We start from the raw sequence: 26,510 nt of genomic DNA, 5'->3' as shown, positions 1-26,510 counted from the left end.
CTGCAGGTGTGGAGAGGGAATATGACCGGATTTCGAGTGAAACCTTTGGTGGCTTGCGCGCTGCTGAGCAGCTCGGCCCTTTCATCGACCACGGCTTTCGCGGCGGAAACGACAGAGCCGGCCGCCGTCGCGACCGAGCCCGGCGTGAAAGACATCGTGGTGACCGCGCAGCGCCGGCGCGAGAGCGTTCAGAACGTCAACATCGCGGTTACCGCGCTTTCGGGTGAAGCGCTGACCGAAAAGCGCGTGAGCCGCGCACTCGATCTGCAGACTGCCGCCCCGGGCATCACCATTTCGCGCTCGGGTATCACCGACAGCTTCAACATCCGCGGTATTGGCCTGGCATCTGCCTCGCCCCAGGTGACCAACGGCGTTGCCACGTATATCGACGGCGTGTTCCAGACGCCGATCGTGTCCAACGGCCAGTTCTATGACATGGCCGGGGCCGAAGTGCTGCGCGGACCGCAGGGCACGCTTTCGGGCGCCAACTCGACCGGTGGCGCCGTCTATCTCACCACGCAGCGACCGCAACTGGGCAAGCTGGGTGGCTATGCCGCAGCCAACTATGGCAATTACAACAATGCCGGCATCAACGGGGCGCTGAACCTGCCGGTGGGCGACAATTTCGCCATCCGCGCTTCTGGCCTGTTCAACCGCCACGATGCCTGGTTCAAGGATGTCGGGCCGGCCAAGAACCAGCCGGAGCGGCTCAACGAGATCGACGGCCGCGTGCAGGCGCTGTTCAAGACCGGCGGGTTCCAGGCCAACCTGAAAGTGGAAGCGGTGCAGCGCCGCACCGGCGGCTTCGCACTGCAGCCGATCAACACCACTCTGGCCAACAATCCCTATGTCGTGGGCCGCACCAACACCCCTTGGACGGTCAGCTATGACTCGCCGATCGCCAATTTCGAGCGCGCGTTCGCCACGGTGCTGGAAGCGAAATACCAGTTCGACGGCGGGCTGACCGTGCGCTCGGTTACCGCGTACCAGAACAAGCGCCTCTCGGCGGTGACCGAAACCGACGCCAGCTCGATCAATCCCACCAACTGGTCCACGTATCCGGCGCTCGCCGCGCTGGGCAAAGTGCAGAACCAGGTGGTTGGCGCCAACAATGTGCGCGAGCGGGTCTATAGCCAGGAAATCAACATCATCTCGCCCGATAGCGGGGCGTTCAAGTATGTGCTGGGTGGCTATGCCCAGCGCAACAAGATCGATCTGCGCAACTGGAACAGCACCAATGGGGCGTTCACCACGTTGCCCCAGCCAATGACCAACAAGGTCCTGCTCGGCGTGTTCGGCCAGGCCAGCTACCAGATCGCGCCCAAGTTCTCGGTCGATGCCGGCCTGCGCTATTCGCATTTCCACGTCGATGGCTTTGGCGCGGTCTATCGCGCGGCGGCCGGCTCCACCATCGACCAGGTCCTGTCCACCCCGCCGGTGGGCGCCACCGTGCTGGTGCCGCAGACCGGCAGCGAAGGCGATGGCCGCATGACCGGCAAGCTGGCGCTCAACTTCAAGCCCGATGCCGACAACCTGCTCTTCGTGTTTGCCGCGCGCGGCTACAAGAACGGCGGCATCAATCCGCCGGGCGGCACGTTCGCCCCGGAAACGGTGTGGGATTACGAAGCGGGCTGGAAGTCCACCCTGTTCGGTCGCCGCGTGAAGACGCAGATCGGCGCGTTCTACATGAAGTACAACAACTTCCAGATGGACGTGATCAACCCGCTGTCGGGGCAGAGCGGCGTGGTCAATCTCGCCAATTCCGATATCAAGGGCTTCGAGGCCAGCTTCCAGGGCAAGTTCGATGCCCTGTCGGTCGATGGTGGCCTGTCTTTTGTCGACAGTTCGCTCAGCGCGCTGTCGCTGGTCAACAAGTGGGCGATCCCGGCGGGCGTCAACACGCCGCAGTGCAACCCGGCGGGCACCCCCGGCACGGTGGGCACGGGCTGCTTCAACTATGTGATCACCAGCACCGCGGGCGGGCCCAACCTCTATAGTCCGAAGTGGACGTGGAACGTTTCGGCAGCCTATCGCATCGAACTGGGTGGGGATCGCACGCTGACCCCGCGCCTGGGCTATGCCTATATCGGTTCGCAGTGGGCTTATCCCACCTACCAGGCCTCTACCGACCTGATTGCCGCGCGTGGCCTGCTCCAGGGCAGTATCACGCTCGACATGGGGACCTTCAAGGCTGAGGTCTATGGCACCAACCTGGCCAACAAGTTTTACGTGGCCGGGCAGAACGGCAAGAACGAACTCTATGGCGCGCCGCGCGAATATGGCGTGCGCCTCAGCAAGACGTTCTGATGGCTTGGCTTGCCTCGGCAGGGCTCATGCCCTGTCGGCGCAGCCGATCAAGGCGGGCACCACAGCGCCCGCAGCAAGGGAACCAGTTCGGCACGCAGATGCTCTGGCACCGACGCATAGATGCGCGCCTCGTGGGCAGAGAATTCAGCCACGATGCGGGTGGCCAGTTCCTTGCCCGCGGGGCTGAGGTTCAACGTCTGGATGCGCCCGCGGCCGGGGCTGGTCACCACCAGGCCACGTTCCACGAAGCGGCGGATGATGGGGTTGAGGTTGGGGCGCTTGATCGACAGCAAACGCCCGCATTCCGCCTGCGACAGGCCCGGATTGCGGCCGATCAGAACCAGGATCGAGCCTTCCGAAACGCCCACGCCCATGGGTTCGAGATGCTGCGACAACTGGGCCAGGCGGCTGCTTGCCGCGCGGCGCAGAAGATAGCCGGGATAGGCGAGGAACGGATTGTCCATGGAAATGTCCATCTCGATCTGATGCGGCCTGGGCAAGAGGGGCGCCGGCGGTTGCCCTGCGCGGACCGTGTTATTTAGCATAACCCAATAGCGATCAAGAACAGAGCGAAGGAGCGGCGATGAAGCACGATCTGGCAATGGCCCCGCTGACACTGGCAACGCTGCTGGCCTGGGCCAGCCCCGCGCAGGCCGCGCCCGTTTCGTCCGCGCAGGATTGCGCCGCCTTGTCCAGGGTGGCCTTTCCCGATGCGTCCACCACGCTGTCGCTTGCCGCCTTTCGCGAGGCGGCGCCTGCGCAAGCGCGCCCCGCAGAAGAAGGCCGGCCTGCATCATCCACGCCGGCCATGCCCGCCCATTGCGAAGTGATAGGCAAGATGCAGGAGCGCGCCGGTGCCAATGGGCAGACGTATGCCATCAAGTTCCACGTGCGCTTGCCGACAGGGTGGAACGGCCGCTTCGTGTTTCAAGGAGGTGGCGGGTCTGACGGCAACCTTGGCGATGCGGCGGGCGGCTTTTCCAGCCAGCCGGGCGTAACCGCGCTGGGGCAGGGCTATGCCGTCGTTTCTTCGGATTCCGGGCATGACAATGCGGTCAACACCGATCCCGCGCGCCAGGGCGTGGTGACGTTCGGCCACGATGCGCAAGCGCGCCACAACTATGGCTTTGGCTATATCGGCCCGGTGGTGAAGGCGGGCAAGGCGCTGATCCGCGCCTACTATCGCCGCGCGCCTGCGTTCACCTATTTCGTCGGCGGTTCCAAGGGTGGCCAGGAAGCGATGATGGCGGTGCAGCGGTTCCCGCAGGAATTCGATGCCGCCTTGATCGGGTATCCAGGTTTCCACCTTGCCCACGCGTCCATCGCACAGCTTTGGGATGGACAGGCCTTTGCCGCCGTGGCCAAGGCCATGGGCCAGGTCGGCAGCGATGGCCTGCCGCTCGTCAACAAGGCGATGAGCGACGAGGACATCCTGCTGGCGCAAGGGGCGATCCTCAAGGCCTGCGATAGCCTGGACGGGCGCACCGATGGCATGATCGAGCACTTCACCGCCTGCACCACGGCGCGTGTCGTTCCCGAACTCGCCAAGGTCACGTGCCATGGCGATGACCCGGCGCAAAAGACGCCTGATTGCCTGCTGCCCATGCAGGTCGCGGCGCTGCGCCAGGTGATGGGTGGGCCGCACACCCGCGATGGCAAGGCAATCTATTCCGACTGGGCGTGGGATGCCGGAATCGGCGCAAAGACGGCAAATGGCGTAACCCAAGGATGGCGCATCTGGAAAATGGGTTCCTATGCCTCTCCCATCAACAACGGCGCGTTGCTGCGCCTTGGCGCGCCCAGCAATTCGGCGGTATTCCGCTCCCCGCCGCTCGATGTGGCCGATAACGTCACGTCGCTCACCCGCTATGCGCTTGGCGCGGACATCGACGAGGCCTATCGCGCCGCGCATGTGCCATGGGGGCCGTTGCACGAAGCGCCGGTGGATTTCATGCACGCCGATGCCACTGATCTTTCGCCGTTCTACCGTCGCGGTGGCAAGATCATCCTGTTCCATGGCGTGAGCGACCCGGTCTTTTCCGTGCTGGACACGATCCGCTGGCTGGCGGCCGTGGATCGGCACGAACATGGCAAGTCGGCACGGTTCATCCGCTTCTACGCGGTGCCGGGCATGAACCACGGGCGCGGTGGCCCCGCCACCGATCGCTTTGACATCTTCTCCTCGCTGGTCGCCTGGCGGGAAAAGGGTGTGGCACCCAAGGCAATCACGGCCACGGCGGGCGAAGACAGCCCATGGCCGGGCCGAACCCGCCTGTTGTGCCCCTATCCGCAATGGCCCCATGCGCGGGCCGGCGACGGCGAAAGCGCATCGTCGTCTGTTTGTCGGGAGTGAGGCGGGAGCGCACTGTTCGCCCGCTATGCCGCGCGGGTGGCCGAACATGGCGGTGGCCTCATCGATTACCTGTCCACCGCCAACGAGGCCAACATGTCATTCGTGGCGCCGATGGGCGCGTGCGGACCTGATCGGGTCCGTTCAAGGCTGGCGCAGGACCGGGCTGGTCTCGGCTTCGGCCACGAGGCGCGCGGCATCGTCAGGTAGCAGCCAGCCTTCCTTTACGCGCCTCGCGGCCACGGCCTTGATCCGCGCGACGAACCCGGCGTGCGTGCCATAGCGTTCTTCGAGAGAGGGGCGCGGATCGCCTTTGGCCAGGCGTTCGGCGCGGGTGACGGCGAACGGAATGAAACCACCGGCAAACCCGCATGGGCCCCCTGCGCCATAGCCATGGGCCAGCACGTTCCAGCCAAGATACGTGCCCAGTGGCACCAGGTGCTGGACCGAAGGCACCCCACCGCCCAATTCGTTGCCATCGCCATCCACGCGCGGCACCAACGAGCGAATGGTGCGGCGAATGGCCGGAGGTTGCCGGGTGATCACTCCGGATAGATCGGGATAATCGAAACCGGGGCCATAGTCGTAATCGAGCAGTTCGTTCAACTTGCCGTCCGGCACCGGCGCACCGGGGATGGCTGGCCAGCCCATAGTGGCGGCCGTTGGCGCGACGAGATCGCCGTGGGCCAACGTGGGATACTGGCTGGGTGGCGGGGGCCGGCCGGTGCTGACCCATTGCACCAGGCGCTTGAGCAGCGCGCGCATGGTGGGCAGCGAGGGGTTGGGATTGTTGGGCAGCACACAGACCGGTGCCCCAGGCCAGGGCTTGTCACCATCGAGCGAAATGCCCCCGGTGTAGGAGCCGCCATGGGTAACGCCGGGAAAGTAATAGCGGCGCACGTTGGCCGTGATCGGCACATCCGCCCGCGCATCGGTGCCGACCAGCGCCGGAGAAAGCCGTAGCCCCCACAGCTCGGTAGAACCGAACGTCTCCATGATCTTGGGGCAGGTGTGTGTGGCGGAGCAGCGGTCGAGCAGGCTGTGTCGCCCACGCCCGCGCAAGGTATCGGCATAGCGCGTCCACCACAGGGTGCCCTCGCTGCCAGGCTCGAACAGGGTGGCCGCTCCGCCGGGCACGGCAAAGCGCAAGTTGAGCGGCACCTGCCGCGCGGCGATATTGGGGTTGGCGCCATCGAACACCCGCGCGCCGGTTTCATCCTGGTTGAAACCGAGGTTGATGAAACTCTTGACGAAATTTCCCGATTGCGACGTGCCGCTGACCACGCTCCAGCGAACTTGCCCGGCCAGCGGATTGGGCGTGCCATGGTCATCGGTTCGGGCATGGCGCAGGAAGGCGACAAGATCGCGCGTGGCGGCAAAGCCGATACCCAGCACCAGCGGGTCACGCGCCTGATAGACCAGGGTATAGGCCTGGCCGGGATCGAACCCACCTTTGAGGCAGATGCGCGCCGGATCGGGCGTGCCGGGGAAGGGCGCGGCGCGGCAATCGGCAAATGCCCATTGATCCGGCGGGATCGGCTGCAACGGGGCGGCATCGCTGCCCTGGCGATAGAGCCGGGCATGGGCCGGGTCGAGATCAACGGGCAGGGGGCGCGGCACCGGGCGCCCAATGCCGCCGGTCAGCCCCCAAGTGCTGCCCGCCAGATCGGTGGCGCGGGCAAGGGCCAGGCCGGTGAGGCCCTTGGCCGTGGGCACGGTGGCCGTCTGTACGCCCGGCGCCGGGGCGAGATCGCCCTGCCAACCGCTGATCACGCGGATGTGGCCATCTTCGTCCGGGCCAACCTTGCCATTGCCACGATTGGGAACATCGTAGAACAGCACGCCGCTGCCGCCCTTGAGCGGCCGGGCGATGGCAAAGGTGGCGCTATAGGCCACTCGGCCATTCGGCTGGCGTGGCGCTTGCGCGATATCGGTGATGATCGCATCGCGCTGGGGCGAAACATCGCCCTCGAACGTGCCGGTGATGATCTCGTAAGGGCGCTCTCCGGGCGTGAGCGGAGCGGGTGTGCGTGTCTCGACATGGATGGCCGTGACCCGCGCCTGCGCGCCAGAGGCAAGGGCCAGCAGGGCACCGCCGAGCAGAAGGGCGCTACGCATCGTCGATCTCCATATCCAGCAGTTGCGCGCCCAGCGTCTTGCCGTGGGCATCGAGCGCCAGCGAGCGCGTGACGCCGCCCGAGAGCACCCCGTGCAACACGAAATTCACCGCGCCCAGATTGGGCAGCACGAAGCGCTCGATCCGCTGCGGCCGCAGCGTTGCAAGGTGCGCGGCCACCCGTTCGGCGCTCAACAGCCTTTCGAGCCGCGCGAACTGGGCAGCATCGCGCACGAAGACGCAGATCTGGGAAGTGTCGCCCTTGTCGCCGGTGCGGGCATGGGCGAGGTCACGCAGCTGCATCAGCTGACCCCGTGGACAATGGAAGGCGTCACCGTCTCGCGCCCGATGAGGATGGAGGCAACGGCCACCACTTCGCGCAGCGTGGTGGTCACGCCGCCGCCGCCAGAGGGCCCGTTGAGATAGAGCGCCTCCACTTCCGCGCCGATTTCTGCCGCGATGGCGCGGTCGGCGCAGCGAGCGGCAACGCGCGCGCGCACTTCGGCCGGATCTGGCGCCCGGCCCGTGACATTGGCGGAGTTCACACCGATGAGGTCGTAGCGGACTTCATCGAGCGGCAGGCCTAGCAAGGCCAGCCGCTCTGCCACGATATCGAGCGCCAGTTGCCCACGCGCCGCCGCGCCCGGCCCGGCATAGCCGATCTGCCCTTCGCCCACGAAGCCGTCCTCATAGCCGACGGATACCTTGAGGGTTTCGGGCCGCGGATGGCCGGTAACCCCGGAAACCGCAATGCGATCGGGCCCGGCCTGCGCCAGTTGGAGCGTGGTGAAATCGGCGACAACATCGGCCTGCAGATAGCGGGCGGGATCGAGGATTTCGTACATCGCCTGCTCTCGCGCATTGGCGAGCGTCAGTTGCCCGCCCGTGCCGGCCACCTTGGTAAGCACGGCATTGCCGTCTTCGCCCACTTCGGCCAGCGGAAAGCCCAGCCGCGCCAGGCCGGGCACGTCGTTGTAACCCGGATCGGCAAAGTACCCTCCGGTCAGTTGCCCGGCGCATTCCAGCAAGTGGCCAACCACCGTCCCTCGCGCCAGCCTGGTCCAATCGTCTTCGGCCCAGCCGAACGCATGGATCATCGGCGCCAGGAACAACGCAGGGTCGCACACCCTGCCGGTGAAGATCACCTGCGCGCCTTCGGCCAGGGCACGCGCAATGGGAAAGGCGCCGAGATAGGCATTGGCCGAAATCGGCGCCAGATCGGCCAGCGAACCTTCGCGGTCGATCAGCGGGTGATCCTGGCCCGCAATGCTGGTCAGGACATCGTCTCCCAGCACGGCGGCCATGCGAATGCCGCCCAGGCCCATCTCGCGCGCCACGTCGAGCGCGGCGTTCATGGCCGCCAAGGGATTGGCCGCCCCCATGTTGGACACGATACGCACGCCGCGGGCCATGGCCGGGCCCAGCACCGCGCGCATCCGACGCGCCAGCCGGGGATCATAGCCGGCGGACGGGTCGTGCCGCCGCGCAAGTTGCGCCAGGGCAATGGTGCGTTCGGCCAGGCATTCGAAGCAGAGGTAATCCAGTTCGCCCCGTTCGACCAATTCGACGGCCGGCTCGATCCGGTCTCCGGCAAAGCCGGCCCCGGCACCGATGCGTATGCTTCTCATGCTTTTCTCACTCATATGCCGATCAGGCCGATGCCCAGCGCCGCCACGGTCATCACCAGGGTGGCGCCCAGCAGCCAGGGAAAGGCAAAGCGCTGGTGCGCGCCCAGTTCGATGCGGCTCAGGCCTGCCACCAGGAAGGTGGCCGGGGTCAACGGGCTGATCGGAAAGCCGACCGTGTGCATGCCGAGCAGCGCGGCCTGGGCCACCTGCACGCTGGGCACGCCGAAATGGCCGGCCACTTGCGCCACCACCGGCAGGACGCCGAAATAGAAACTGTCGGGATCGAACACGACGCTGAGCGGCATGGCGGTGAGCGCGACCAGCAGCGGAATGCTCCGCCCCATGCCCTCGGGAACCAGCGCGACGCTGGATTGCGCCAGAGCATGGATCAGCCCTGCGCCGTTCATGATGCCGGTAAACGCGCCCGCTGCAAACAGGACGCCGGCCATCATCATGGCGGGGCGGGCGTGTGCCTCGATCCGCAGACGCTGCTCTTCGGCACGCGGATAGTTGATCGTCAGGACCAGGGCGAAAGCGACCATGAAGACGACGGCCGGCTCTGCCACGCCGGTGACCATCAGGGCAATGACCGCGAGCGTAATCGCCAGGTTGAGCCAGAACAGGCGCGGGCGGTGCAGCGGGTCCGCGGTCGCCGGGGCGGTCGGCACGGCATCGGCCGCCGCTGGCGCGCCGGGCAAGGCGGCCAGGCGTCGTTCCTCGCCTCGTCCCATCCACCACGCTGCGGCGAACACGAAGACGAGGCCGACCAGCTGGACCGGAAGCATCGGCGTGAAAATCTGGGCCGGGGTAAGATGCAGCGCGGCGCTGGCGCGCAAGGTGGGCCCCGTCCACGGCAGGAAATTGACGCCGGCAGCCAGCGAGGCGCAGCAGGCCAGAATGCGGCGGTCCATGCCGAGTTGGTCGTAAAGCGGTAGCATGGCCGGCACCGTGATCAGGAAGCATACCGCGCCCGACCCATCGAGATGGATCAGCAAGGCCAAAAGCGCGGTGCCCATGGTAATGCGCGACGGCTTGCGCCCCACCAGGCGCAAGACCGCGCCTACCAGTGGGGCCAGCAGTCCGGCATCGCTGACCACGCCGAAGAACAGGATGGCAAAGACGAACATGCCGGCCACCGGCGCGATCTTGGTCACGCCCGCGATGATCCAGCCCGGAACGCCGGCCCCCTGGCCCAGCAGGATCGCGCCGATCACCGGCACCAGGATCATTGCCGCGAGCGGGGAAAGCCGGTTGGTGAGAATGACCGCCAGCATCACGCCGACGATGGCCAGCGCCCCCAGCGCCAGAACCCCCACGGGCAGGACGGCTGCAACCGACATCAGCATGCTCCCTTGGCGGTCAGCAGGCTCAGCATGTTCTGGGCGGCGGGGGAGGGGCTGCGGCCCGACAGATGGGCAATGCCGATCACTCGTTCGGCCCGGCTGTCATCCAGGCGATGCCATTCCAGATCATGCGCCCCCACCATGGGACGGCACGAGAGCGGCAGCGCGCTGATCCCCAGGCCCGCGGCGATGAAGGCACCCAGCGTGGCGGGCTGTGCACATTCATAGAGCGGGCGCGGGGCGAGCCCGGCGCGGGCCAGGGCCGCATCGGTGATCTGGCGCACGCTGCTGGTGGGCGCCATGGCGATGAAGGGGGCATCGGCAAAGCTGTGCCAGCCGGGATCGGCCGGTGCTTCTCCTGCGCGGCAGACCAGCGCGCAGGGATCGGTGAACAGCGGCACGAACGTGAAGTCCTCCCCGGCGTCGTCGGGCGGAGTCATCACCGCCAGATCGATCAGCCTTTCGCGCAAGTTCTGGTAGATCGTGCCCGCGAGCCCCTCGCGCACCGTGACATCGACACCGGGCCAGGCATCGCGAAAACGGCTGAGCACGCCGGGCAGGTCGCCCACGGCATAGGACGGCAGCACGCCCAGGGCGATCCGGCCGCGCTGGCCCGACAACGTCTGGCCCAGTTGATCGAACGCGTCGTCGAAATCGGCGATCAGGCGCTCGGTCAGCCGCAGCAGGTCTTCGCCAGCCGGCGTGAGGGCAACATGGCGGCGGTTGCGATCGAACAGCCGGGCGCCGAGATCTTCTTCCAGCAGGCGAATGGTGCGCGAAAGGGCCGGCTGCGACACATGCACGAGTTCTGCCGCACGGCTGAAGTTGGCCGCCTGGGCGAGGATGCGGAACTGGCGCAAAGTGGAAAGGCTGGGGGTGCGGGGCATGCGGAACCTGTGCGCCAGAGGGAACCGCACGGGCGATCGTGCGGCCGGCGCATGGTGGCGGGCGCTGCGCGCGTCGTCCAGCAGGCAGGCGGCAAAGGCGCCGGCCCCGGCTGGAATGCTGCGCTCAAGCCCGCCACCCATCGTCAGAACTTGGCCGCGATGCGCGCATAGACCTGCCGTCCGAACGGATCGGCGATCGAGGGCAGGTAGCCGTTGTACTTGGCAAATCCGGGCGCGGTGTTGAACATGTTGATCACGCCGAGCGTGAGCGCATAGCGATCTTCCTTGCCGAAATTCAGGCTATATTGCGCGTCGAACACGGAAAAGGCGCTGACGCTGGTGGCGACGGTCGGCACCACCGCGCCGCTGCCCGAGGTGTTGAGGCTTTGCCCGTAATCGTCCTTGACGCCGGCGGTGTAGCGCCAGGTGAGGGACAGCGTGTGAGGGCCATACCCGGCGTCGATGCCGGCCACGCTGCGCCAGCGTGGCGCGGCCGAGGATGACGTGGGCGATTGGGTGAAGGCATTGCGATAGCCTACGCCATCATAGACGACCGAACCCGTCACTTTGCCGTTGGCATCGCGCAGCAGCACGCCGGTATCGACGTCATAGGCCAAGAGATAGGTCAGCGTGTCCCGCAGCGTCAGTTGGACGGGGCCGGCATCGAACGCATATTGGCCCTGGAGATCGAGGCCGGCGGTCTTGGTGCCGCTGGGCGCGTTGAAGCTGGTCACGATCACCGATTGCAGCGTGCCGGTCAGCGGATCGCGGATGACCGCGCTGCCGTTGGGCGCGGTGTTGACCACCTGCTGCGGGTTCTGCGTCGAAATCTGGTTGTTGAACTGATACTTCCAGTAATCGATCGAGAAGCGCGCGCCGCGCTTTGGCACGAATGTGGCGCCGATGTTGTAGACCGTGGACGACTGCGGCTTGAGATCGGGATTGCCATAAGTCTGGATCGTGCGGAACGAGGTGGTGCCATCGACCGGGTCGGTGACATTGACCACGTTGGTGCCGATCAACGAGGCCGATCCGTTGGCCAGCGTGGGCGCCTGGAATGCCTTGCTGTACGATCCGCGCAGCGAGAACCATTCGGTCGGGCGCCAATTGGCCGCCACCTTTGGCACGGCCTTGCTATAGCCGCCGGCGTCTTCGTATCGCGCCGCCAGGTTGAGCGTGAGGCTGTCGATCGGCTGGTAGTTCGCTTCGGCAAACACGCTTTTCACTTCGCGCGAGAACGCGGTGTTGAGATGCTTGCCCAAGAAGCCGCCATAGCCCGAAAGCAGCAGGTCGGAATACGTGGTGGTCGATTTCTCGCGGCGATATTGCGCGCCCAGCGCCACGTTGATCTCGTGGCCGGCGATGCTGGCCAGCGGGCCGTTCACCACCGCTTCGGCAATGTAGTATTCGCGCTTGAAATCGGTGAAGACGTCGCTTTGCAGATTGTGGATCAGCGAGGGATCCATCTGCGCAAGGTTGGCCTGGAACGGGCTGTAATAGAGGCAACTGCCCTGTCCGGCCACGGCGCCGCTACCACCACCGAGGAAATTGGTGTTGCAGTTAGGGCCGCCATAGCCGCGCAGGGCGGCCTGGAACAGGTTCATGTCGGTATCGCGATCGCGCGCGATGGTCTGCGAGGCCGAGTAGGTGCCGGTGGCCAGGTACTTCCATCGCCCGATCAGGCTGCCGCGCGCCCCGGCCACATAATGCTGCTGGTTCACCGTGTCGCGCATCACGCGATATTCGTAGCCACCCGGAAAGCCCTGAGCACCGATGACACGGCCATAGAACAGCACGTCCACGCCAAACGGATTGTAGGGATTGGACGCGGGCATCGTCGCATTGCCGGCATTCTGCGCATAGGACGGCACGCCAAACCGCTGGGAATCCTGATGGTAATAGCTGATTTCGGCAAACAGGGTGTTGGCGTCGTTGATTTCGAACGTAGTGTCGTTGTGGATGTTGATGCTGCGCGCGCGCGGCCGGATCGGGTTCTTGGGCTGGAAATTGTAGAGGCAGTTGCCCAGGCCGAACGTGGCGCCACTGGCGGGGGAATAGACGCTGTTGGTGCCATCCGCGCCGCAATTGGGGTCCACCACCTTGAGCGTGCCGGTGGCCGATTTGTTGGCATCGTAAAGCGCGGTGTAATCGTTGCCGTTGATCACCACATGGCCCCCGGTGGCGGTAAGCGGGCGGCCGGTCAGCAGATAGCTGCCGGGATAGCCGGCCGCCGTGGGGTTGAAGAAATTGGTGACCGCGCGATCGGAATTCTGGAGATTGTCCTGAAACCGATAGGAGCCCGAAAGCACGGTGTGGAAGCGATCGTTGCCCACGCCCAGCATGGCCTGCGCGTTCCACGCCGGCGATTTCGCCACGCTGGTGAACTGGGCGCTGGCCTTCAGGCCGGTGAACCGGGTGTCGGTCAACACGTTGAAAACGCCAGCCACCGCATCGGCGCCATAAGTTGACGAAGCCCCGTCGAGCAGGACTTCGACCCGCTGGATCGCGATGTCGGGGGTAAGGCTGTTGAGGTTGACGTAATCGTCGCCGCCCTGCGGGGTCACGCGGCGGCCATTGAGCAGAACCAGGGTGGAGCCGGCGCCAAGACCGCGCAGGTTGGCAGAGCGGGTATCGCGCGTATCGGCGCCGCCCTTGGAAAGATCCTGCAAGCCCCCGGTGCTGCCGACGTTTTGCGGAATGAAGCGGGTGAGATCGCCGATCGAGGATGAGCCGGTGCGCGCGATGGCGGCGTTGTCCACCGCAAGAATGGGCGACGCGCGGTTTTCCTGGCGAATGTTGCCGAGGTAGGAACCGGTCACCACGATCTCTTGCGGCTTGGGTTCGGCCGGCGCCGGCTGATCCGCGGGTGGAGCCGATTGCGCCTGCGCCGTGCCTTCTCCGCCCATCACATAGATCGCCAGCGCAGAACCGACGAGCAGATTGCACCGGATCGTTGAAAAGCCCTTCATGTACACCTCCAGGTCACCATCGCCGAAGAGGTGTTGCCGCCGCAGCAGCCCGTAAGGCTGGCTCGCCTCGTTGCCCTCTCCACCATGGTGGTGTTTTGTTGTGGGGGCGGAATGGCGCGGCAGCGTGATCAAGTGAAATATAATGAACGGATCATCTTATAACCTGAAATTATAAAACGCCGCACCGGCCGGCCAGCGCCGCCGATCATGGCGATCCAACGGCCAGGCGGTGCGCAGCGCCCGGAACGGTGATCTCCAGGCATCTGCGGGAAAGATCGTTCTCGCAAAAGGCGTTGCGGGCAAGTAGCCCGCTTGCATCTTGGCGCCGCCGCTCCCACTTGGTGGGAATGCTACCGCACACTCGCGCGATGATCGCCGCCGCAGCCTACGCCTTCATCTTCGAAAAGAAGGTGGCAGGTGTCCACGACCATACGACCGGGCAGGACCTGCAAATCGCGGCAGAGGTTCGGGGCGGCCGCCTCCAAGGCCAAGACGGCGATCGTTCGGCCAAATTCGGCGGCACCCTTCCCGAGTTGCACGATGCTGGCGACGATGCATTCGTTTCGCTCGAAATCGATGGCAACACGGCCCGTGGGTACGATCGCGGCTCGTCCAGCCACTATACACTGACGGCGGAGAGCCAGGTGCTCCAGCTTTACGACCACGCGGAACAAGCCTGGTTCGCCTATACCATCCAATCCATCTGAGCTTTGCTGGCCAAATGGCCAGAGCTTGCCGGGCGCCGGCGGTTGCCCCGGGGCGAGATGGCCCGCCCCGCAGGCTCGAAGAATTTGCCCACGCCGCCTAGCAGTCGCTTGCCTTCCGGCGGCGAACCAGGGTCTGGGCGTTGGTGTATTCAAGCAGCCCTTCGGTGCCGCCTTCGACACCCAGGCCCGATTGCTTCATGCCGCCAAAGGCCGCGAGCGGGCTGAGATGCTGGGTCTCGTTGATCCACACCGTTCCGCTGGCGATCTGCCGCGCCACGGCCAGCGCAGCGTCCTCGTCGGTGCCCCAGACCGAGGCGCCCAGGCCATACTCGCTTGCATTGGCGCGGGCGATGACCTCGTCCACGTCGCTGAACTTGAGCAGCGGCAGGATGGGGCCGAACTGCTCTTCTTGGACAATGCGGCTTGCTTCGGGCGGATTGTCCAGGATCGTCACCGGCACGAAATAGCCCGGCCCGGCGTGCGGTTCGCCGCCGGTCAGGAATTGGTAGCCCTGTGTGCGTGCATCGGCGATCAGGTCGCGCACGCGGCGAAATTGCACCGCGTTGTTGACCGGGCCAAGCTGCGTTCCCTGCTTGGCGCCGTTGCCGACTTTCACCGTGCGGGCATAGGCGACCAGTGCCTGCTTGAGCCGATCATAGACCCGTTCGTGCACGTACATCCGCTTGGTGGCGATGCAGACCTGGCCGTTGTTGGCAAACGCTGCCCAGAACAGCGGCTCGGCCAGCGCCTCCACATCGGCATCGGGCAGCACGATCGCGGGATCGTTGCCGCCCAGTTCCAGCGTGACGCGCTTGAGCGTGGCCGAAGCGCTCTGCATCACCCGGCGGCCGGTTGCGGTGGAGCCGGTGAAACTCACCTTGTCGATGCCGGGATGCTCGGTCAGCCAGGGGCCGAGCTGATCGCCCCCGCTGATGGTGTTGAGCACGCCGGCCGGCAGAATGCGTGCGGCCAGCTCACCGAATTTCAGCGTCGTCAGCGGGGTGAACGGCGAAGGTTTGAGGACCACGGTGTTGCCTGCGCGCAGCGCCGGGCCGACCTTGAACATCGCCAGCACCATCGGGTAATTCCAGGGCGCGATGGCGCCGACGACGCCGATGGGAACGTGCCGCGTCTCGCTATAGCGTTCCGGGCTGTCCTCGTTGACGGTGGCCAGCAGCGCCAGCCTGGCCGCCCCCTTCAGCCAATAGGCCGAGGCGAGGATCTCGGTCCGGGCGTCGGCATGCGGCTTGCCTTGCTCGGCAGTCAGCAGTCTCGCAAAACCGTCGATTTCCGCCACCAGCGCATCGGCCAGTTGCACGAGCAGCGCGCCGCGGGTGTCGATCGCGGTGGCCGCCCAGCCCGGAAAGGCAGACCGTGCCGCCGCGACCGCGGCATCGAGTTCGTCACGTGACGCATCCGGGGCGCGGGCGATCGCGGCTTCGGTTGCTGGATTGACCACGTCGAAGCCGTGTTTGCCGGTCACTGCCTGGCCGCCGATGGTCATCGAAAAAGACGCTTCGAACTCCATGTCGCTCTCCGTTTGGTCGGCGCGATGCCCTGCGGTCGCGCTCTTGCCGGGGGCGTATCAGATCGCCCGATGCCTGCCGTGCGGTGCGCAAGAAATGTCAAAAAGCGCGGCAAGTCGGTGCAACGCGCTGCGCGAAATGCTGCGCTACACCGTCAACTGGAAAAGGCCGGGACAGAGCCTTGAAACAGACGGAGAGGCACCATGAAAGCCAGGATCATCGCTGCGCTGCTAGCGGGGGGCGCGTCGACACTTCCCATGTCGGCATTTGCGCAGTCCACTACAGATGCCAACAGTGCGCCTGCCACGCCGGATCAGGCGGCGCCGGCAGCAACCAGCGGGATAGCCGGCGAGGGCGAGATCATCGTCACGGCGCAGCGGCGCGCGGAATCCATCCTGCGCGTGCCGATCGCGATTTCGGCAATTGGCGGAGACACGCTGAGCAGCAAGGGAATTACCAATTCCGCCAGCCTGGCAACCGCCGTGCCCAACCTGCAGGTCAGCAGCCCCTATGGCTCGACCCAGCCCAACTTCTCGCTGCGTGGCATCAGCGTGGCCAACGAATACAACTCCAACCAGGCGTCGCCGATCGGCGTCTATGTGGACGATATCTATCTCGCCAGCCGCACCGCGCACGGCATGGGCCTGTTCGACATGGAACGCGTGGAAGTGCTGCGCGGGCCGCAAGGCACGCTGTTCGGGCGCAACACGACGGGCGGCGCTATCAACTTCATCACCAAGACCCCCACGCTGAGTGGCAACCAGGGCTATGGCGAGGTTGGCTATGGCAATTTCAACACCTTCACCGCGCAGGCTGCGGTCGAAGCGACGATGGTGCAGGACGAACTGGGTGTGCGGATCGCCGGCAATTATGCCAAGGGCGACGGCCAGATCCAGAATGTCTATCCCGGCGGGCGCGACGCCAATTCGCAGGATACGCTGCAGGGCCGCCTGACGCTGCGCATGCGCCCGGGCAACGGGCCGCTCGATATCAAGCTCAAAGTCTATGGCGGGCGCGATCGCGGCAGCCAGGCGGCGGTGCAGGGGCTGCAGCCCTACCGCAGCGGGCTGGATTTCTTCCAGGTCAACGAGAACCGCATCGGCCTGAACAAGACCGAGGCCTATGGCGCCTCGGCCACGATCGCCTACAGCTTCTCGCCCGCGCTCACCTTTACCTCGATCACCTCGCGCGATGGCGGCAAGCAGAACCTGCAGCAGGCCGCCGATGGTTCCCCGCTCGACGTGCTCGACATCAACTGGCAGTCGAAATTCCAGCAATTCAGCGAGGAAGCGCGCCTCAATTATGACGCCGGCAAGCTCAAGCTGGTGGGCGGGGGCTTCTATGGCTGGGATGAGACGATCACCGACAACACGTTCAACATCGGCCAGGCGATCGCACCAACGATCAATGGCGGCTTCTTCCAGCACTATCGCCAGGTGCGCCGCTCTTACGCCATCTTTGCACAGGGCGACTATGCCCTGACGCCCAAGCTCACCCTCACGCTTGGCGCGCGCTACACCTGGGACCGCAGCCAGTACCGCGATGGCTACGCCTATCTGTTTGCCGGCGATATCGGCGGGACGCAGACGCCGCTGGCAACCACCGTGCCCTGCCCGACGGTGCCGGGGACCTGTGCCTATAACGCGGCGGCGCGCTATCAGTTGGATGGCCGCAACAACGCGCTCACCGGGCGTGTCTCGCTGGGCTATACGTTCGACAACGGCACGCTGGTCTATGCCAGCTACAACCGTGGCTATCGTTCCGGCGCGTTCAACGGCGGTGGCTATACCTCTTCGGCGGGGATCAACTACATCGAGCCCGAACGGGTCAACGCCTATGAAGTCGGCCTCAAGGGGCGCTATTTCGGCAATGCGCTGACGCTGTCCATGGCCGGCTTCTATTACGATTATCGCAACCAGCAGGTGCAGGACACGCGGCCGGGGCCCGTGTCCTACCTGGTCAACGCGCCCAAGGCCGAAGTCTATGGCGCCGAAGGCGAAGCGCGGCTGCGGGTGGGGCCAGGCCTGGTCCTCAACCTGGCGGCCGGGTATCTTCACGCCACGTACAAGGAACTGACGCTCCAAAGCACCAATCTGGCGGGCAACGACCTGCCGTTCGCGCCGCGTTTCACCGCGCAGGCGGGCGCTGACGTGACCGTGTTCCGCAATGGCAGCACCGGGCTGACGGTGTCGCCAAACGTCGCCTATTTCTCGCGGCAATACTTCTCGCCGTTCAATGCGGTGAACGCCGTGGGCACGGCGCAGCGCAACAGCGAATTGCAGCAGGAAGGCTATGCCAAGGTGAACCTCACCGCCGCGCTTACGATCGACCGCTTCACGATCAAGGCCTTTGCCAACAACCTGCTGAACGCCCGCACGTATGCCTATGGGCTCGACCTGCGCGGGGCGGGCTTTCCCTACAACTTCCTGGTTCCGGCCATGCCGCGCACTTACGGCGCGTCCATCCGGGTGGGCTTCTGACGATGAGCACGGCCATTCGCACCGACCTGAAGGATCCCGGCCTCTACGAGGCCGGTGTTCCCTGGGACATTTTTGCCGCGCTGCGCCGGGACGATCCGGTCCACTGGACACCCGAGGCCGACGGTGCCGGCTTCTGGTCGGTGCTGCGCCATGCCGACATCGTGGAGGTTTCGCGCCAGCCGCAGCTGTTTTCGTCGGCTTACGAAAACGGTGGCCACCGCATTTTCAACGAGAACGAAGTGGGGCTTACGGGCGCTGGCGAATCCGCGATCGGGGTGCCCTTCATCTCGCGCGATCCGCCGCTCCACACCCGCTATCGCAAGTTCATCATGCCCGCCCTGGCGCCCGGGCGGCTGGGAGATATCGAGGCGCGCATCCGCGAGCGGGTGGCGCGGCTGATCGATGCGATCCCGCTGGGGGAGCCGGTCAATCTCGTTCCGCTGCTGTCGGCGCCACTGCCGCTGATGACGCTGGCAGAACTGCTGGGCGTTTCGGGTGACCTCTGGCCCAAACTCTATGACTGGACCAACGCGTTCGTGGGCGAGGATGATCCGGAGTTCCGCCAGAGCCCCGATGCCATGGCAGCCACCCTGGGCGAGTTCTTCGCTTTCGCCCAGGACTTGTTCGACGCCCGCCGTGCCGAGCCGACGCCGGACATCGCGTCGCTGCTTGCCAATGCGGAGGTCGACGGCGTGCCGGTGCCGTTCCGCGATTTCGTCGGCAATCTCATCCTCGTGCTGGTGGGCGGCAACGAGACGACGCGCAATTCGCTCAGCCACAGCGTGGCCGCCTTTTCCGCCCATCCCGACCAGTGGCAGGCGATCCGGACGGATCGCGACCTGCTCAAGACCGCGACGGCCGAGATGGTGCGCTTTGCCAGCCCGGTGATGCACATGCGCCGCACCGCCATGGCAGACACGGTCATCGGCGGGCAGAAGGTGGCGAAGGGGGACAAGGTTGTCCTGTGGTACATATCGGGCAATCGCGACGAGCAGGTGTTTGCCGAGCCCGACCGCTTCCTGGTGGCGCGACGCGGCGCGGCACACGTCGGTTTCGGATCGGGTCAGCATGTCTGCGTCGGTTCGCGACTGGCCGAGATGCAGTTGCGCGTGGCCTTCGACATGCTGGCCGATCGTGTTACCTCTTTCGAAGTGCAAGCGCCGCCGCGACGGTTCCGGTCGAACTTCATTAACGGCCTCAAGAACCTCGACGTCAATCTGCGGCCTGCCTGAGGAGAGGCGCGATGGGCAACCGGCAGACGACGAACGAGACGATCATCGCCGACACGATCGGGCGCGCACCCGATCGCAGCGTGAACATCGGTGCGTGGCAGTTCGCGCGGTGGCGCCAGTTCATCGGCAGTTACGAATTGCCCGCGCTCGTCGATCCGGTGTTCGTGGTCCATGTCGGCGGCAAGCCCGATACCCGGTTGTGGGAAGCCGACCACTGGAGCGCGGCGCGCTCGATCCCTGGCTGTGCGACGATCGTGCCGGCGGGCTGCCGCACCGGCTGGCGGATCGACGGGGAACTGGATGTGGTCACCGTTTCCGTTCCCCTGTCGCAGTTGCAGCAGGAGCAGGCTTTCAGCCAGTTTCGCGAGATGCGCTTCGCCTTTGCCGATCCGCTGGGCATAGCGTTGACCCGGCAGATCCTGGGCGAACTCTACGGAGCGCCCACGCCCGAGCGCACTGCTTATATCGGCACGCTGCTCGATGCGCTCAAGGCGCACACACTGCGCGGTTCGGCATTGAGCAACGAAGGCGCGTTTCCCAGCGCGGATTTTTCCGCCTATCGCATCCATCAGATCATGAACGACATCCTGGCGCGCCCGGAAGCCGAGCACAGCCTGGAAGCGCTGGCTGCCAAGGCCGGGCTGACGCCATCGCACTTCTGCCGCGTGTTCAAGCGCGCGACCGGTGTGTCTCCCCACCAATATGTCATGAAAGCGCGGCTTGACCGAGCGCGCGACCTGCTGGGGCAGTCCGACCTGTCGGTGGCCCAGGTCGCCGACATGACCGGCTTTACCAGCCAGAGCCACTTCACCCGCGCCTTCCGCCAATATGCCGGCCAGACCCCGAGCAGTTGGCGACATCCCCCGCAATAGCTTCGAGGAACCTGATGCAGACTATCGCCGCCGTCGCCCGTGAGCCCCATGGCGCATTTTCGATCGAGACGGTGGCCGTGGATGCCCCGCGCGCGGGCGAAGTGCTGGTGCGCATTGTCGGGGTTGGGCTGTGCCATACCGATCTCGTGTTCCGCGACCAGTTCGTGCCCTATCCGTTGCCGGCCGTGCTAGGCCACGAGGGCGCCGGGATCGTGGAGATGGTGGGCGAGGGCGTCAGCGGCTTGCAGCGCGGGGATCGCGTGGTGCTGGGTTTTTCCAGTTGCGGCCACTGCCCGCGCTGCGATGAAGGACTGCCCAGCTATTGCCGCGAATTTCCTCCGCTCAACTACGCCGGAATGCGGCTGGAGGACGGCTCCAAGGCCTATGCTTGCGGCGATGAGGCGGTTTCTTCGCACTTCTTCGGCCAGTCGAGCTTTGCCGGGTACGCGATCGTGCGCGCGCGCAATGTCGTCAAGATCGACGATCAGGAAGCGCCGCTGGAAATCCTCGGGCCGCTTGGTTGCGGATTCCAGACCGGGGCTGGGGGCGTGATGCGCTCGATGGCCTGTCCGGAAGGATCGACGATCGCCATCGTCGGCGGAGGACCTGTCGGCCTGGCGGCAGTGATGGGCGCGGTGATCCAGGGCTGTTCGCAGATCGTGCTGATCGAGCCCGTGGCCGCGCGGCGGCAACTCGCGCGCGAACTCGGCGCGACGCACACGATCGATCCCGCCACCCAAGACGTGACTGCCGCGCTGCGTGCGCTGCTGCCACACGGCGTGGACTTCGCCTTCGACACCAGCGGCCGGGTGCAGGCGATCGAGGCCGTGCTGGGAGCGCTTACCGCGCGGGGGATGCTCGGGCTCGTCGGCGTGCCCGCGCGCGCAGAAGACGCCCTGGCGATCAACCTGGCCTGTATGATCACTTATGGCCAGCGCATCGTCGGGATCATGGAGGGCGACAGCGACCCGCAGCGCTTCATTCCCGAACTGATCGCGGCGCACCGGGCCGGGCAATTTCCGTTCGACCGGCTGGTAAAGACGTTTCCGCTTGCCGCGATCAACGAGGCTGTTCTGGCGCAGAAGCGGGGCGATTGCGTCAAGGTCGTGCTGATCCCCTAAGCTTGGCGCGCGCCCTTCAACCGGTGGGGGGCGCGTAGCGCTCGCGCAGCAGGCGCTTGAACAGCTTGCCGGTGGGCTCGCGCGGCAGGGCATCGGTAAAATCGATCCGGCGCGGGGTCTTGACCGAGCCCAGCTCGCGCCGGGCAAAAGCGCGCAGTTCTTCGGCAAGTGCAGCGTCGGCGGATATGGAAGGGGCCGGCTGGACCACGGCGAGCACCAGTTCGCCCATTTCCTCGCACGGGACCCCGATTACGGCCACGTCGGCGACGGCGGGATGGGTGACGAGCAGGTTTTCGATCTCCTGCGGATAGATGTTCACCCCGCCCGAAATGATCATGAAGCTCTTGCGATCCGAAAGGAACAGGAAGCCGTCACGATCGACATGGCCGATGTCGCCCAGTGTCGCCCAACCGCGCGCGTCATGCGCTTCCGCCGTCTTTTCCGGGTCGTTGAGATATTCGAACGTCGGCCCGTCGCTGAAATAGACCGAGCCGATCGCGCCTGGCGGCAGCTCTTGTCCCGTTTCATCGAGAACGTGCAACTGCCCCAGCACGGCACGGCCGACGGAGCCAGGCTTTTGCAGCCATTCCTCGCAGGACAGGGCGGTGATCCCGCAGCATTCGGTGCCCGAATAGTATTCGTGCACGATCGGGCCGAGCCAATCGATCATCGCGCGCTTGACGGGCACGGGGCAGGGGGCTGCGGCATGGACCACGGCGCGCAGGGAAGAGAGATCATGCGCGGCGCGCACTGCATCGGGCAGCTTGAGCATTCGCACGAAATGGGTGGGGACGAATGTGGCGTGGGTGATCCGGTTGCGTTCGATCAGGCGCAGGGTCGCTTGGGCATCGAACCTTTCCATCACCACAACCGTTCCGCCCAATTGCTGCACCGCCATGGCCCAGCGCAACGGCGCAGCATGGTAAAGCGGCGAGGTGGAGAGATAGACGGTGTGCTGGTCCATCCCATAAAGCGTGGCGCCCATCCGCATCAGCGGCGTTTCGGCGCCGATCGGCCCATCGGGCAGCGCCGGCATCACGCCTTTGGGGCGGCCCGTGGTGCCCGAGGAATAGAGCAGGTCGGTCCCGGCGCTTTCATCGGCGATCCGGGTTTCGGGCAGACGCGCGGCTGCGGCCTGCCAGTCGCCCAGTCGATCGTCGGCGCCGGTCCAGCGATAGGCGGCAAGGTTCGGCAGGTCGGCCAGCGCCGCCTGGGAAAGTTCGGCATGCTCGGCTGAAACCACCAACAGCTTCGCGCCGCAATCGCGCAGGATATAGGCGATGTCGCGCGGGCTCAGCTTGTTGGAGATCGCCGTCTGGTACAGCCCCGATCGCTGCGCGGCCCAGCCGAACACGAACACTTCGGGCGCGTTGGCGAACAAGGTGGCGACAACGTCGCCCCGCCGCAGCCCCAGTGCCCGCAATTGCCATGCGCTCTGGTTGGACAGCGCCTCCAGCGTGCCGAAACAGATCGTCTCGCCGGTTTCGGCCAGCACCAGGGCGGCCTTGTGCGGGTTGCGCGCGGCATGATCGGCCGGGTGCATGTTTCCTCTCCTTTGCTCTTGTGCTGGCGAGGAACCACGCGCGTGGGGCGGGCAGCAACCGGCGCGCAAGAAATGTCAAAATCCGCGCACCGCCCGGACAAAGCCCAATCGCCCGATGTTCGCTATTCCCCATTTCATCGCAATCCGGGCAACGGATGCCAATGGAGAGGCCACGTGATCCCCAACGAACCGCAGCGGCAGATCCGCGATGATGTCCACGCGTTCGCGCAAGCGCGGTTTCACCCCGCGACGCGGCCTGCGCAGCAGAAGGCAGTGCGCCCGCGCTGTTCCGCAATCTTCGCGTGCAAGGCGATCAAGCGCACCAGGAAGGAACGTCTGTGACCGGCCCAAGCATTACCGTCGAGCGTGACGGCCCCCTCACGATCATTACCCTTGCCCGGCCCGAGGCGCACAACGCGCTGCATGCTGCAGCACACGAGGAGTTGGCGGCAGCGTTCGATGCGTTCGCTGCCGATCCCGACCAATGGGTGGCGATCATCACCGGCGCGGGTGAAAAGGCCTTCTGCGCCGGCCATGACCTGAAGCAGCAGGCATCGGGCGGTGGCATGGCAACGCCGCCCAGCGGCTTTGCCGGCCTTACCGCGCGGTTCGACCTGGCCAAGCCGGTGATCGCGGCGGTGAACGGGGTGGCCATGGGCGGCGGGTTCGAGATCGCGCTGGCCTGCGATATTATCGTCGCACAATCGCGCGCGGTGTTCGCCTTGCCCGAGCCGCGGGTGGGGCTGGCCGCGCTCGCCGGTGGTATGCAGCGGCTGCCACGCGCGATCGGCCTGAAGCAGGCGATGGGCATGATGCTCACCGGCCGGCGGGTAGCGGCCGAGGAAGGGATGCGGCTGGGCTTTGTCAACGCGGTGACGGACGGAGACGTGCTCGCGCTCGCCCGGCAATGGGCGGCAGACATTCTGGCCTGCAGCCCAATGGCCGTGCGGGCGACCAAGGACGCGGTGCTGCGCGGGCTGGATACGCCGGCCGAGCAAGCCATGGCCGAACAATGGTCTTACCCCGCGCTGGAAGCAATGCTGTTGTCGCACGACGCGGCAGAAGGCCCGGCTGCCTTTGCCGAAAAGCGCGCGCCCATGTGGAAGGGCTGCTGACCATCGCCGTGGCGCCAGCATCGCCACGGGCCGCAAATCAAATTTTCAGGGAGTATGAGCATGGCTGAAGCCTATATCGTAGAAGCCGTTCGCACCGCTGGCGGCCGCCGCAACGGCCGCCTGGCAGGGGTGCATCCCGCCGATCTGGCTGCCACTGTGCTCAACGCACTGGTTGATCGCAGCGGCATCGATCCGGCGGCGGTCGACGATGTGATCCTGGGTTGTGTTACCCAGGCGGGTGAACAGGCCTTCGCGTTCGCCCGCAATGCCGTGCTCGCATCCAAGCTGCCGGTCAGCGTGCCGGCGGTGACGATCGATCGGCAATGCGGATCGTCGCAACAGGCGGTGCATTTCGCGGCCCAGGCGGTGATGTCGGGCACGCAGGATGTTGTCATTGCCGCCGGGGCCGAGAGCATGACGCGGGTGCCGATGTTCTCCAACCTGGCGTTCCACCAGCGTGAGGGCATCGGCATCGGCCCTGTCAGCCCTGCCATCGCCGCGCGTTTTGGCGTAACCGAGTTCAGCCAGTTCCATGGCGCCGAGATGATCGCGCGCAAGCACGGCTTCGATCGCGAGACGCTCGATCGCTATGCACTGGAAAGCCATCGCCGCGCCGCGGCCGCCACCAAAGCGGGAGCCTTTGCCGACGAGATCGTGCCAGTGCTGGTCGATGGCGAACCGCATCTGCGCGATGAGGGCATTCGGTTCGACGCGACGCTGGAGGGGATTGGCGCGGTGCGGCTGCTGCAGGAAGGCGGCGTGATCTCTGCCGCCAATGCCAGCCAGATCTGCGATGGCGCCAGCGGCGTGCTGGTGGTGAGCGCCCGCGCGCTTAAAGCGCATGGATTGACCCCGATCGCGCGGATCGTTGACCTTACCGTCACCGCCGGCGATCCGGTGATCATGCTTGAAGAGCCGCTGTTTGCCACCGATCGGGCGCTGCGCAAGGCGGGGCTCTCGATCGACGCGATCGACTTGTACGAAGTGAACGAAGCGTTCGCGCCCGTGCCGCTTGCCTGGCTCAAGCATGTCGGCGGCGATCCCTCGCGCCTGAATGTCAACGGTGGGGCGATCGCGCTCGGCCATCCGCTTGGCGCCAGCGGGACCAAGCTGATGGCCACGCTGATCCACGGGCTGCGCGCCCGCGGCAAGCGCTACGGACTGCAGACCATGTGCGAAGGCGGCGGCATCGCCAACGTCACGATCCTCGAGGCGCTGTGATGGCGCTGCGCACGCGGATCACCGAGCTGCTCGGCATCGAGCATCCCATCGTCCAGGGCGGCATGATGTGGGTGGGGCGGGCAGAGCTTGCCGCTGCCGTATCGAACGCGGGAGGGCTGGGCATGCTCACCGCGTTGACCCAGCCCACCCCTGACGACCTGCGGCGCGAAATCGATCGCTGCCGGGCAATGACCGATCGCCCGTTCGGTGTGAACCTCACCATCCTGCCCTCGGTTTCGCCACCGCCCTATGCCGCCTATCGCCAGGCGATCATCGAGAGCGGCGTTACGATCGTCGAGACCGCCGGCCACCGCCCGCATGAGCATGTCGCAGCATTCAAGGCGCATGGCATCACCGTGATCCACAAATGCACGGCCGTCCGTCATGCCCTGTCGGCCGAGCGGATGGGGGCCGACGCAATCTCTATCGACGGGTTCGAATGCGCCGGGCACCCGGGCGAGGATGACGTGCCGGGCCTGGTGCTGATTCCGGCCGCCGCCAACCAGGTGCGCGTGCCGATGCTGGCAAGTGGCGGCTTTGCCGACGGGCGCGGATTGATCGCGGCGCTGGCGCTGGGGGCCGAGGGCATCAACATGGGTACCCGTTTTTGCGCAACGGTCGAAGCGCCGATCCACGAGACGGTGAAGCGCTTCCTCGTCGCCAATGACGAGCGCGCGACCAACCTGATCTTCCGCCGCTTTGGCAATACCGGGCGGGTGGCCAAGAACAGCGTGTCTGACGCGGTGATCGCGCGCTCGCGCGATCCTGACGCGGTGTTCGAAGACATTCGCCCCCTGGTATCCGGCGCGCGCGGGCGAACGGCACTGGAAAGCGGTGACCTCGATGCCGGGCTGATCTGGGCGGGACAAGTCCAGGGGCTGATCCATGATGTGCCCACGTGCCGCGATCTGATCGAGCGGATCGTGGCAGAGGCAGAAACGCTGATTGCGGGGCGGCTGGCCGCGTTCGCGGCGCGATAGCGGGCACCCTGCAAAGCCCGCAACATGGTGTCACGCCGCTGCTGGTGCCGCAGGGGCAACGCGGGTCATGTTGCAGCATGGCGGGCAAATGCCTTTCATCGGGCCTAGACTCG

The 26,510-nt window shown here is 65.8% G+C and carries 19 protein-coding genes; 10 read left to right on the top strand and 9 right to left on the bottom strand.

Annotation, left to right across the window (positions count from 1 at the left end; all coding sequences use genetic code 11):
* The first annotated feature begins 21 nt into the window (after positions 1–21).
* On the top strand, positions 22–2,307 hold the full coding sequence (locus R9J51_RS15615) for a TonB-dependent receptor domain-containing protein (protein WP_179505002.1): 2,286 nt from the start codon (positions 22–24) through the stop codon (positions 2,305–2,307).
* 47 nt (positions 2,308–2,354) lie between these two features.
* Here R9J51_RS15615 and R9J51_RS15610 read toward each other — a convergent pair whose 3' ends face one another.
* Positions 2,355–2,771, bottom strand: a complete 417-nt coding sequence (locus R9J51_RS15610) for a MarR family winged helix-turn-helix transcriptional regulator (protein WP_168555274.1) — start codon at positions 2,769–2,771, stop codon at positions 2,355–2,357.
* Between the two features lie 119 nt (positions 2,772–2,890).
* On the opposite strand from R9J51_RS15610, the gene R9J51_RS15605 reads away from it, so the two are divergent.
* Positions 2,891–4,660, top strand: coding sequence for a tannase/feruloyl esterase family alpha/beta hydrolase (locus R9J51_RS15605; RefSeq protein WP_179505001.1), 1,770 nt, complete (start codon positions 2,891–2,893; stop codon positions 4,658–4,660).
* A gap of 141 nt (positions 4,661–4,801) precedes the next feature.
* On the opposite strand, the gene R9J51_RS15600 is transcribed toward R9J51_RS15605, so the two are convergent.
* The 6 genes from R9J51_RS15600 to R9J51_RS15575 are packed head-to-tail and all read right to left on the bottom strand — an operon-like array spanning position 4,802 to position 13,600.
* Positions 4,802–6,775, bottom strand: a complete 1,974-nt coding sequence (locus R9J51_RS15600; RefSeq protein ID WP_179505000.1) for an alpha/beta hydrolase domain-containing protein — start codon at positions 6,773–6,775, stop codon at positions 4,802–4,804.
* A complete protein-coding gene (locus tag R9J51_RS15595; protein WP_179504999.1) occupies positions 6,768–7,076 on the bottom strand; it encodes an AtuA-related protein in 309 nt (102 codons plus the stop codon). Before R9J51_RS15595 ends, R9J51_RS15600 begins: the two co-directional genes overlap by 8 nt.
* The gene (locus tag R9J51_RS15590; RefSeq protein ID WP_179504998.1) at positions 7,076–8,401 is read right to left on the bottom strand and encodes an acyclic terpene utilization AtuA family protein; all 1,326 of its coding nucleotides are present in this window, start codon (positions 8,399–8,401) and stop codon (positions 7,076–7,078) included. The genes R9J51_RS15595 and R9J51_RS15590 overlap by 1 nt, the downstream gene beginning before the upstream one ends.
* A gap of 11 nt (positions 8,402–8,412) precedes the next feature.
* The gene (locus tag R9J51_RS15585) at positions 8,413–9,741 is read right to left on the bottom strand and encodes a citrate:proton symporter (RefSeq protein ID WP_179504997.1); all 1,329 of its coding nucleotides are present in this window, start codon (positions 9,739–9,741) and stop codon (positions 8,413–8,415) included.
* Positions 9,741–10,772, bottom strand: a complete 1,032-nt coding sequence (locus R9J51_RS15580) for a LysR substrate-binding domain-containing protein (RefSeq protein WP_184117313.1) — start codon at positions 10,770–10,772, stop codon at positions 9,741–9,743. The genes R9J51_RS15585 and R9J51_RS15580 overlap by 1 nt, the downstream gene beginning before the upstream one ends.
* A 2-nt stretch (positions 10,773–10,774) precedes the next feature.
* Positions 10,775–13,600, bottom strand: coding sequence for a TonB-dependent receptor domain-containing protein (locus R9J51_RS15575; RefSeq protein WP_179504995.1), 2,826 nt, complete (start codon positions 13,598–13,600; stop codon positions 10,775–10,777).
* Positions 13,601–13,968: 368 nt separating this feature from the next.
* Between R9J51_RS15575 and R9J51_RS15570 the strand changes: the two genes are divergently transcribed.
* Complete coding sequence (locus R9J51_RS15570; RefSeq protein ID WP_248290353.1) at positions 13,969–14,307, top strand: hypothetical protein; 339 nt, start codon at positions 13,969–13,971, stop codon at positions 14,305–14,307.
* 97 nt (positions 14,308–14,404) lie between these two features.
* Here R9J51_RS15570 and R9J51_RS15565 read toward each other — a convergent pair whose 3' ends face one another.
* Complete coding sequence (locus R9J51_RS15565; RefSeq protein ID WP_179504994.1) at positions 14,405–15,835, bottom strand: aldehyde dehydrogenase family protein; 1,431 nt, start codon at positions 15,833–15,835, stop codon at positions 14,405–14,407.
* Between the two features lie 255 nt (positions 15,836–16,090).
* Between R9J51_RS15565 and R9J51_RS15560 the strand changes: the two genes are divergently transcribed.
* From R9J51_RS15560 to R9J51_RS15545, 4 genes are read left to right on the top strand one after another with little or no spacing between them, the layout of a single operon-like run.
* A complete protein-coding gene (locus R9J51_RS15560) occupies positions 16,091–18,313 on the top strand; it encodes a TonB-dependent receptor (protein ID WP_432787563.1) in 2,223 nt (740 codons plus the stop codon).
* 2 nt (positions 18,314–18,315) lie between these two features.
* Complete coding sequence (locus R9J51_RS15555) at positions 18,316–19,545, top strand: cytochrome P450 (protein ID WP_179504992.1); 1,230 nt, start codon at positions 18,316–18,318, stop codon at positions 19,543–19,545.
* 11 nt (positions 19,546–19,556) lie between these two features.
* Positions 19,557–20,417 (top strand): helix-turn-helix domain-containing protein, encoded by an 861-nt coding sequence (locus R9J51_RS15550; protein ID WP_168555262.1) that lies wholly within the window; start codon positions 19,557–19,559, stop codon positions 20,415–20,417.
* 14 nt (positions 20,418–20,431) lie between these two features.
* Positions 20,432–21,538, top strand: a complete 1,107-nt coding sequence (locus R9J51_RS15545; protein ID WP_179504991.1) for an NAD(P)-dependent alcohol dehydrogenase — start codon at positions 20,432–20,434, stop codon at positions 21,536–21,538.
* Positions 21,539–21,554: 16 nt separating this feature from the next.
* On the opposite strand, the gene R9J51_RS15540 is transcribed toward R9J51_RS15545, so the two are convergent.
* Positions 21,555–23,081, bottom strand: coding sequence for an acyl-CoA synthetase (locus R9J51_RS15540; RefSeq protein ID WP_179504990.1), 1,527 nt, complete (start codon positions 23,079–23,081; stop codon positions 21,555–21,557).
* Between the two features lie 338 nt (positions 23,082–23,419).
* On the opposite strand from R9J51_RS15540, the gene R9J51_RS15535 reads away from it, so the two are divergent.
* The 3 genes from R9J51_RS15535 to R9J51_RS15525 are packed head-to-tail and all read left to right on the top strand — an operon-like array spanning position 23,420 to position 26,397.
* The gene (locus tag R9J51_RS15535) at positions 23,420–24,196 is read left to right on the top strand and encodes an enoyl-CoA hydratase-related protein (protein ID WP_179504988.1); all 777 of its coding nucleotides are present in this window, start codon (positions 23,420–23,422) and stop codon (positions 24,194–24,196) included.
* A 60-nt stretch (positions 24,197–24,256) separates the two neighbouring features.
* The gene (locus R9J51_RS15530; RefSeq protein ID WP_179504987.1) at positions 24,257–25,417 is read left to right on the top strand and encodes an acetyl-CoA C-acetyltransferase; all 1,161 of its coding nucleotides are present in this window, start codon (positions 24,257–24,259) and stop codon (positions 25,415–25,417) included.
* On the top strand, positions 25,417–26,397 hold the full coding sequence (locus R9J51_RS15525; RefSeq protein WP_179504986.1) for an NAD(P)H-dependent flavin oxidoreductase: 981 nt from the start codon (positions 25,417–25,419) through the stop codon (positions 26,395–26,397). The genes R9J51_RS15530 and R9J51_RS15525 overlap by 1 nt, the downstream gene beginning before the upstream one ends.
* Positions 26,398–26,510 lie beyond the last annotated feature (113 nt).

Source organism: Novosphingobium rhizosphaerae (assembly GCF_050920675.1).
Taxonomy (GTDB): Bacteria; Pseudomonadota; Alphaproteobacteria; order Sphingomonadales; family Sphingomonadaceae; genus Novosphingobium; species Novosphingobium rhizosphaerae.
This window is presented reverse-complemented; position numbering and strand designations above follow the sequence as displayed.

Bases quoted from the DNA above. Each gene is read 5' to 3' on its own strand.
- R9J51_RS15615 (WP_179505002.1), top strand. From the start codon at position 22: ATGACCGGATTTCGAGTGAAACCTTTGGTGGCTTGCGCGCTGCTGAGC.
- R9J51_RS15610 (WP_168555274.1), bottom strand. From the start codon at position 2,771: ATGGACAATCCGTTCCTCGCCTATCCCGGCTATCTTCTGCGCCGCGCG.
- R9J51_RS15605 (WP_179505001.1), top strand. From the start codon at position 2,891: ATGAAGCACGATCTGGCAATGGCCCCGCTGACACTGGCAACGCTGCTG.
- R9J51_RS15600 (WP_179505000.1), bottom strand. From the start codon at position 6,775: ATGCGTAGCGCCCTTCTGCTCGGCGGTGCCCTGCTGGCCCTTGCCTCT.
- R9J51_RS15595 (WP_179504999.1), bottom strand. From the start codon at position 7,076: ATGCAGCTGCGTGACCTCGCCCATGCCCGCACCGGCGACAAGGGCGAC.
- R9J51_RS15590 (WP_179504998.1), bottom strand. From the start codon at position 8,401: ATGAGAAGCATACGCATCGGTGCCGGGGCCGGCTTTGCCGGAGACCGG.
- R9J51_RS15585 (WP_179504997.1), bottom strand. From the start codon at position 9,741: ATGTCGGTTGCAGCCGTCCTGCCCGTGGGGGTTCTGGCGCTGGGGGCG.
- R9J51_RS15580 (WP_184117313.1), bottom strand. From the start codon at position 10,772: ATGGGTGGCGGGCTTGAGCGCAGCATTCCAGCCGGGGCCGGCGCCTTT.
- R9J51_RS15575 (WP_179504995.1), bottom strand. From the start codon at position 13,600: ATGAAGGGCTTTTCAACGATCCGGTGCAATCTGCTCGTCGGTTCTGCG.
- R9J51_RS15570 (WP_248290353.1), top strand. From the start codon at position 13,969: ATGATCGCCGCCGCAGCCTACGCCTTCATCTTCGAAAAGAAGGTGGCA.
- R9J51_RS15565 (WP_179504994.1), bottom strand. From the start codon at position 15,835: ATGGAGTTCGAAGCGTCTTTTTCGATGACCATCGGCGGCCAGGCAGTG.
- R9J51_RS15560 (WP_432787563.1), top strand. From the start codon at position 16,091: ATGTCGGCATTTGCGCAGTCCACTACAGATGCCAACAGTGCGCCTGCC.
- R9J51_RS15555 (WP_179504992.1), top strand. From the start codon at position 18,316: ATGAGCACGGCCATTCGCACCGACCTGAAGGATCCCGGCCTCTACGAG.
- R9J51_RS15550 (WP_168555262.1), top strand. From the start codon at position 19,557: ATGGGCAACCGGCAGACGACGAACGAGACGATCATCGCCGACACGATC.
- R9J51_RS15545 (WP_179504991.1), top strand. From the start codon at position 20,432: ATGCAGACTATCGCCGCCGTCGCCCGTGAGCCCCATGGCGCATTTTCG.
- R9J51_RS15540 (WP_179504990.1), bottom strand. From the start codon at position 23,081: ATGCACCCGGCCGATCATGCCGCGCGCAACCCGCACAAGGCCGCCCTG.
- R9J51_RS15530 (WP_179504987.1), top strand. From the start codon at position 24,257: ATGGCTGAAGCCTATATCGTAGAAGCCGTTCGCACCGCTGGCGGCCGC.
- R9J51_RS15525 (WP_179504986.1), top strand. From the start codon at position 25,417: ATGGCGCTGCGCACGCGGATCACCGAGCTGCTCGGCATCGAGCATCCC.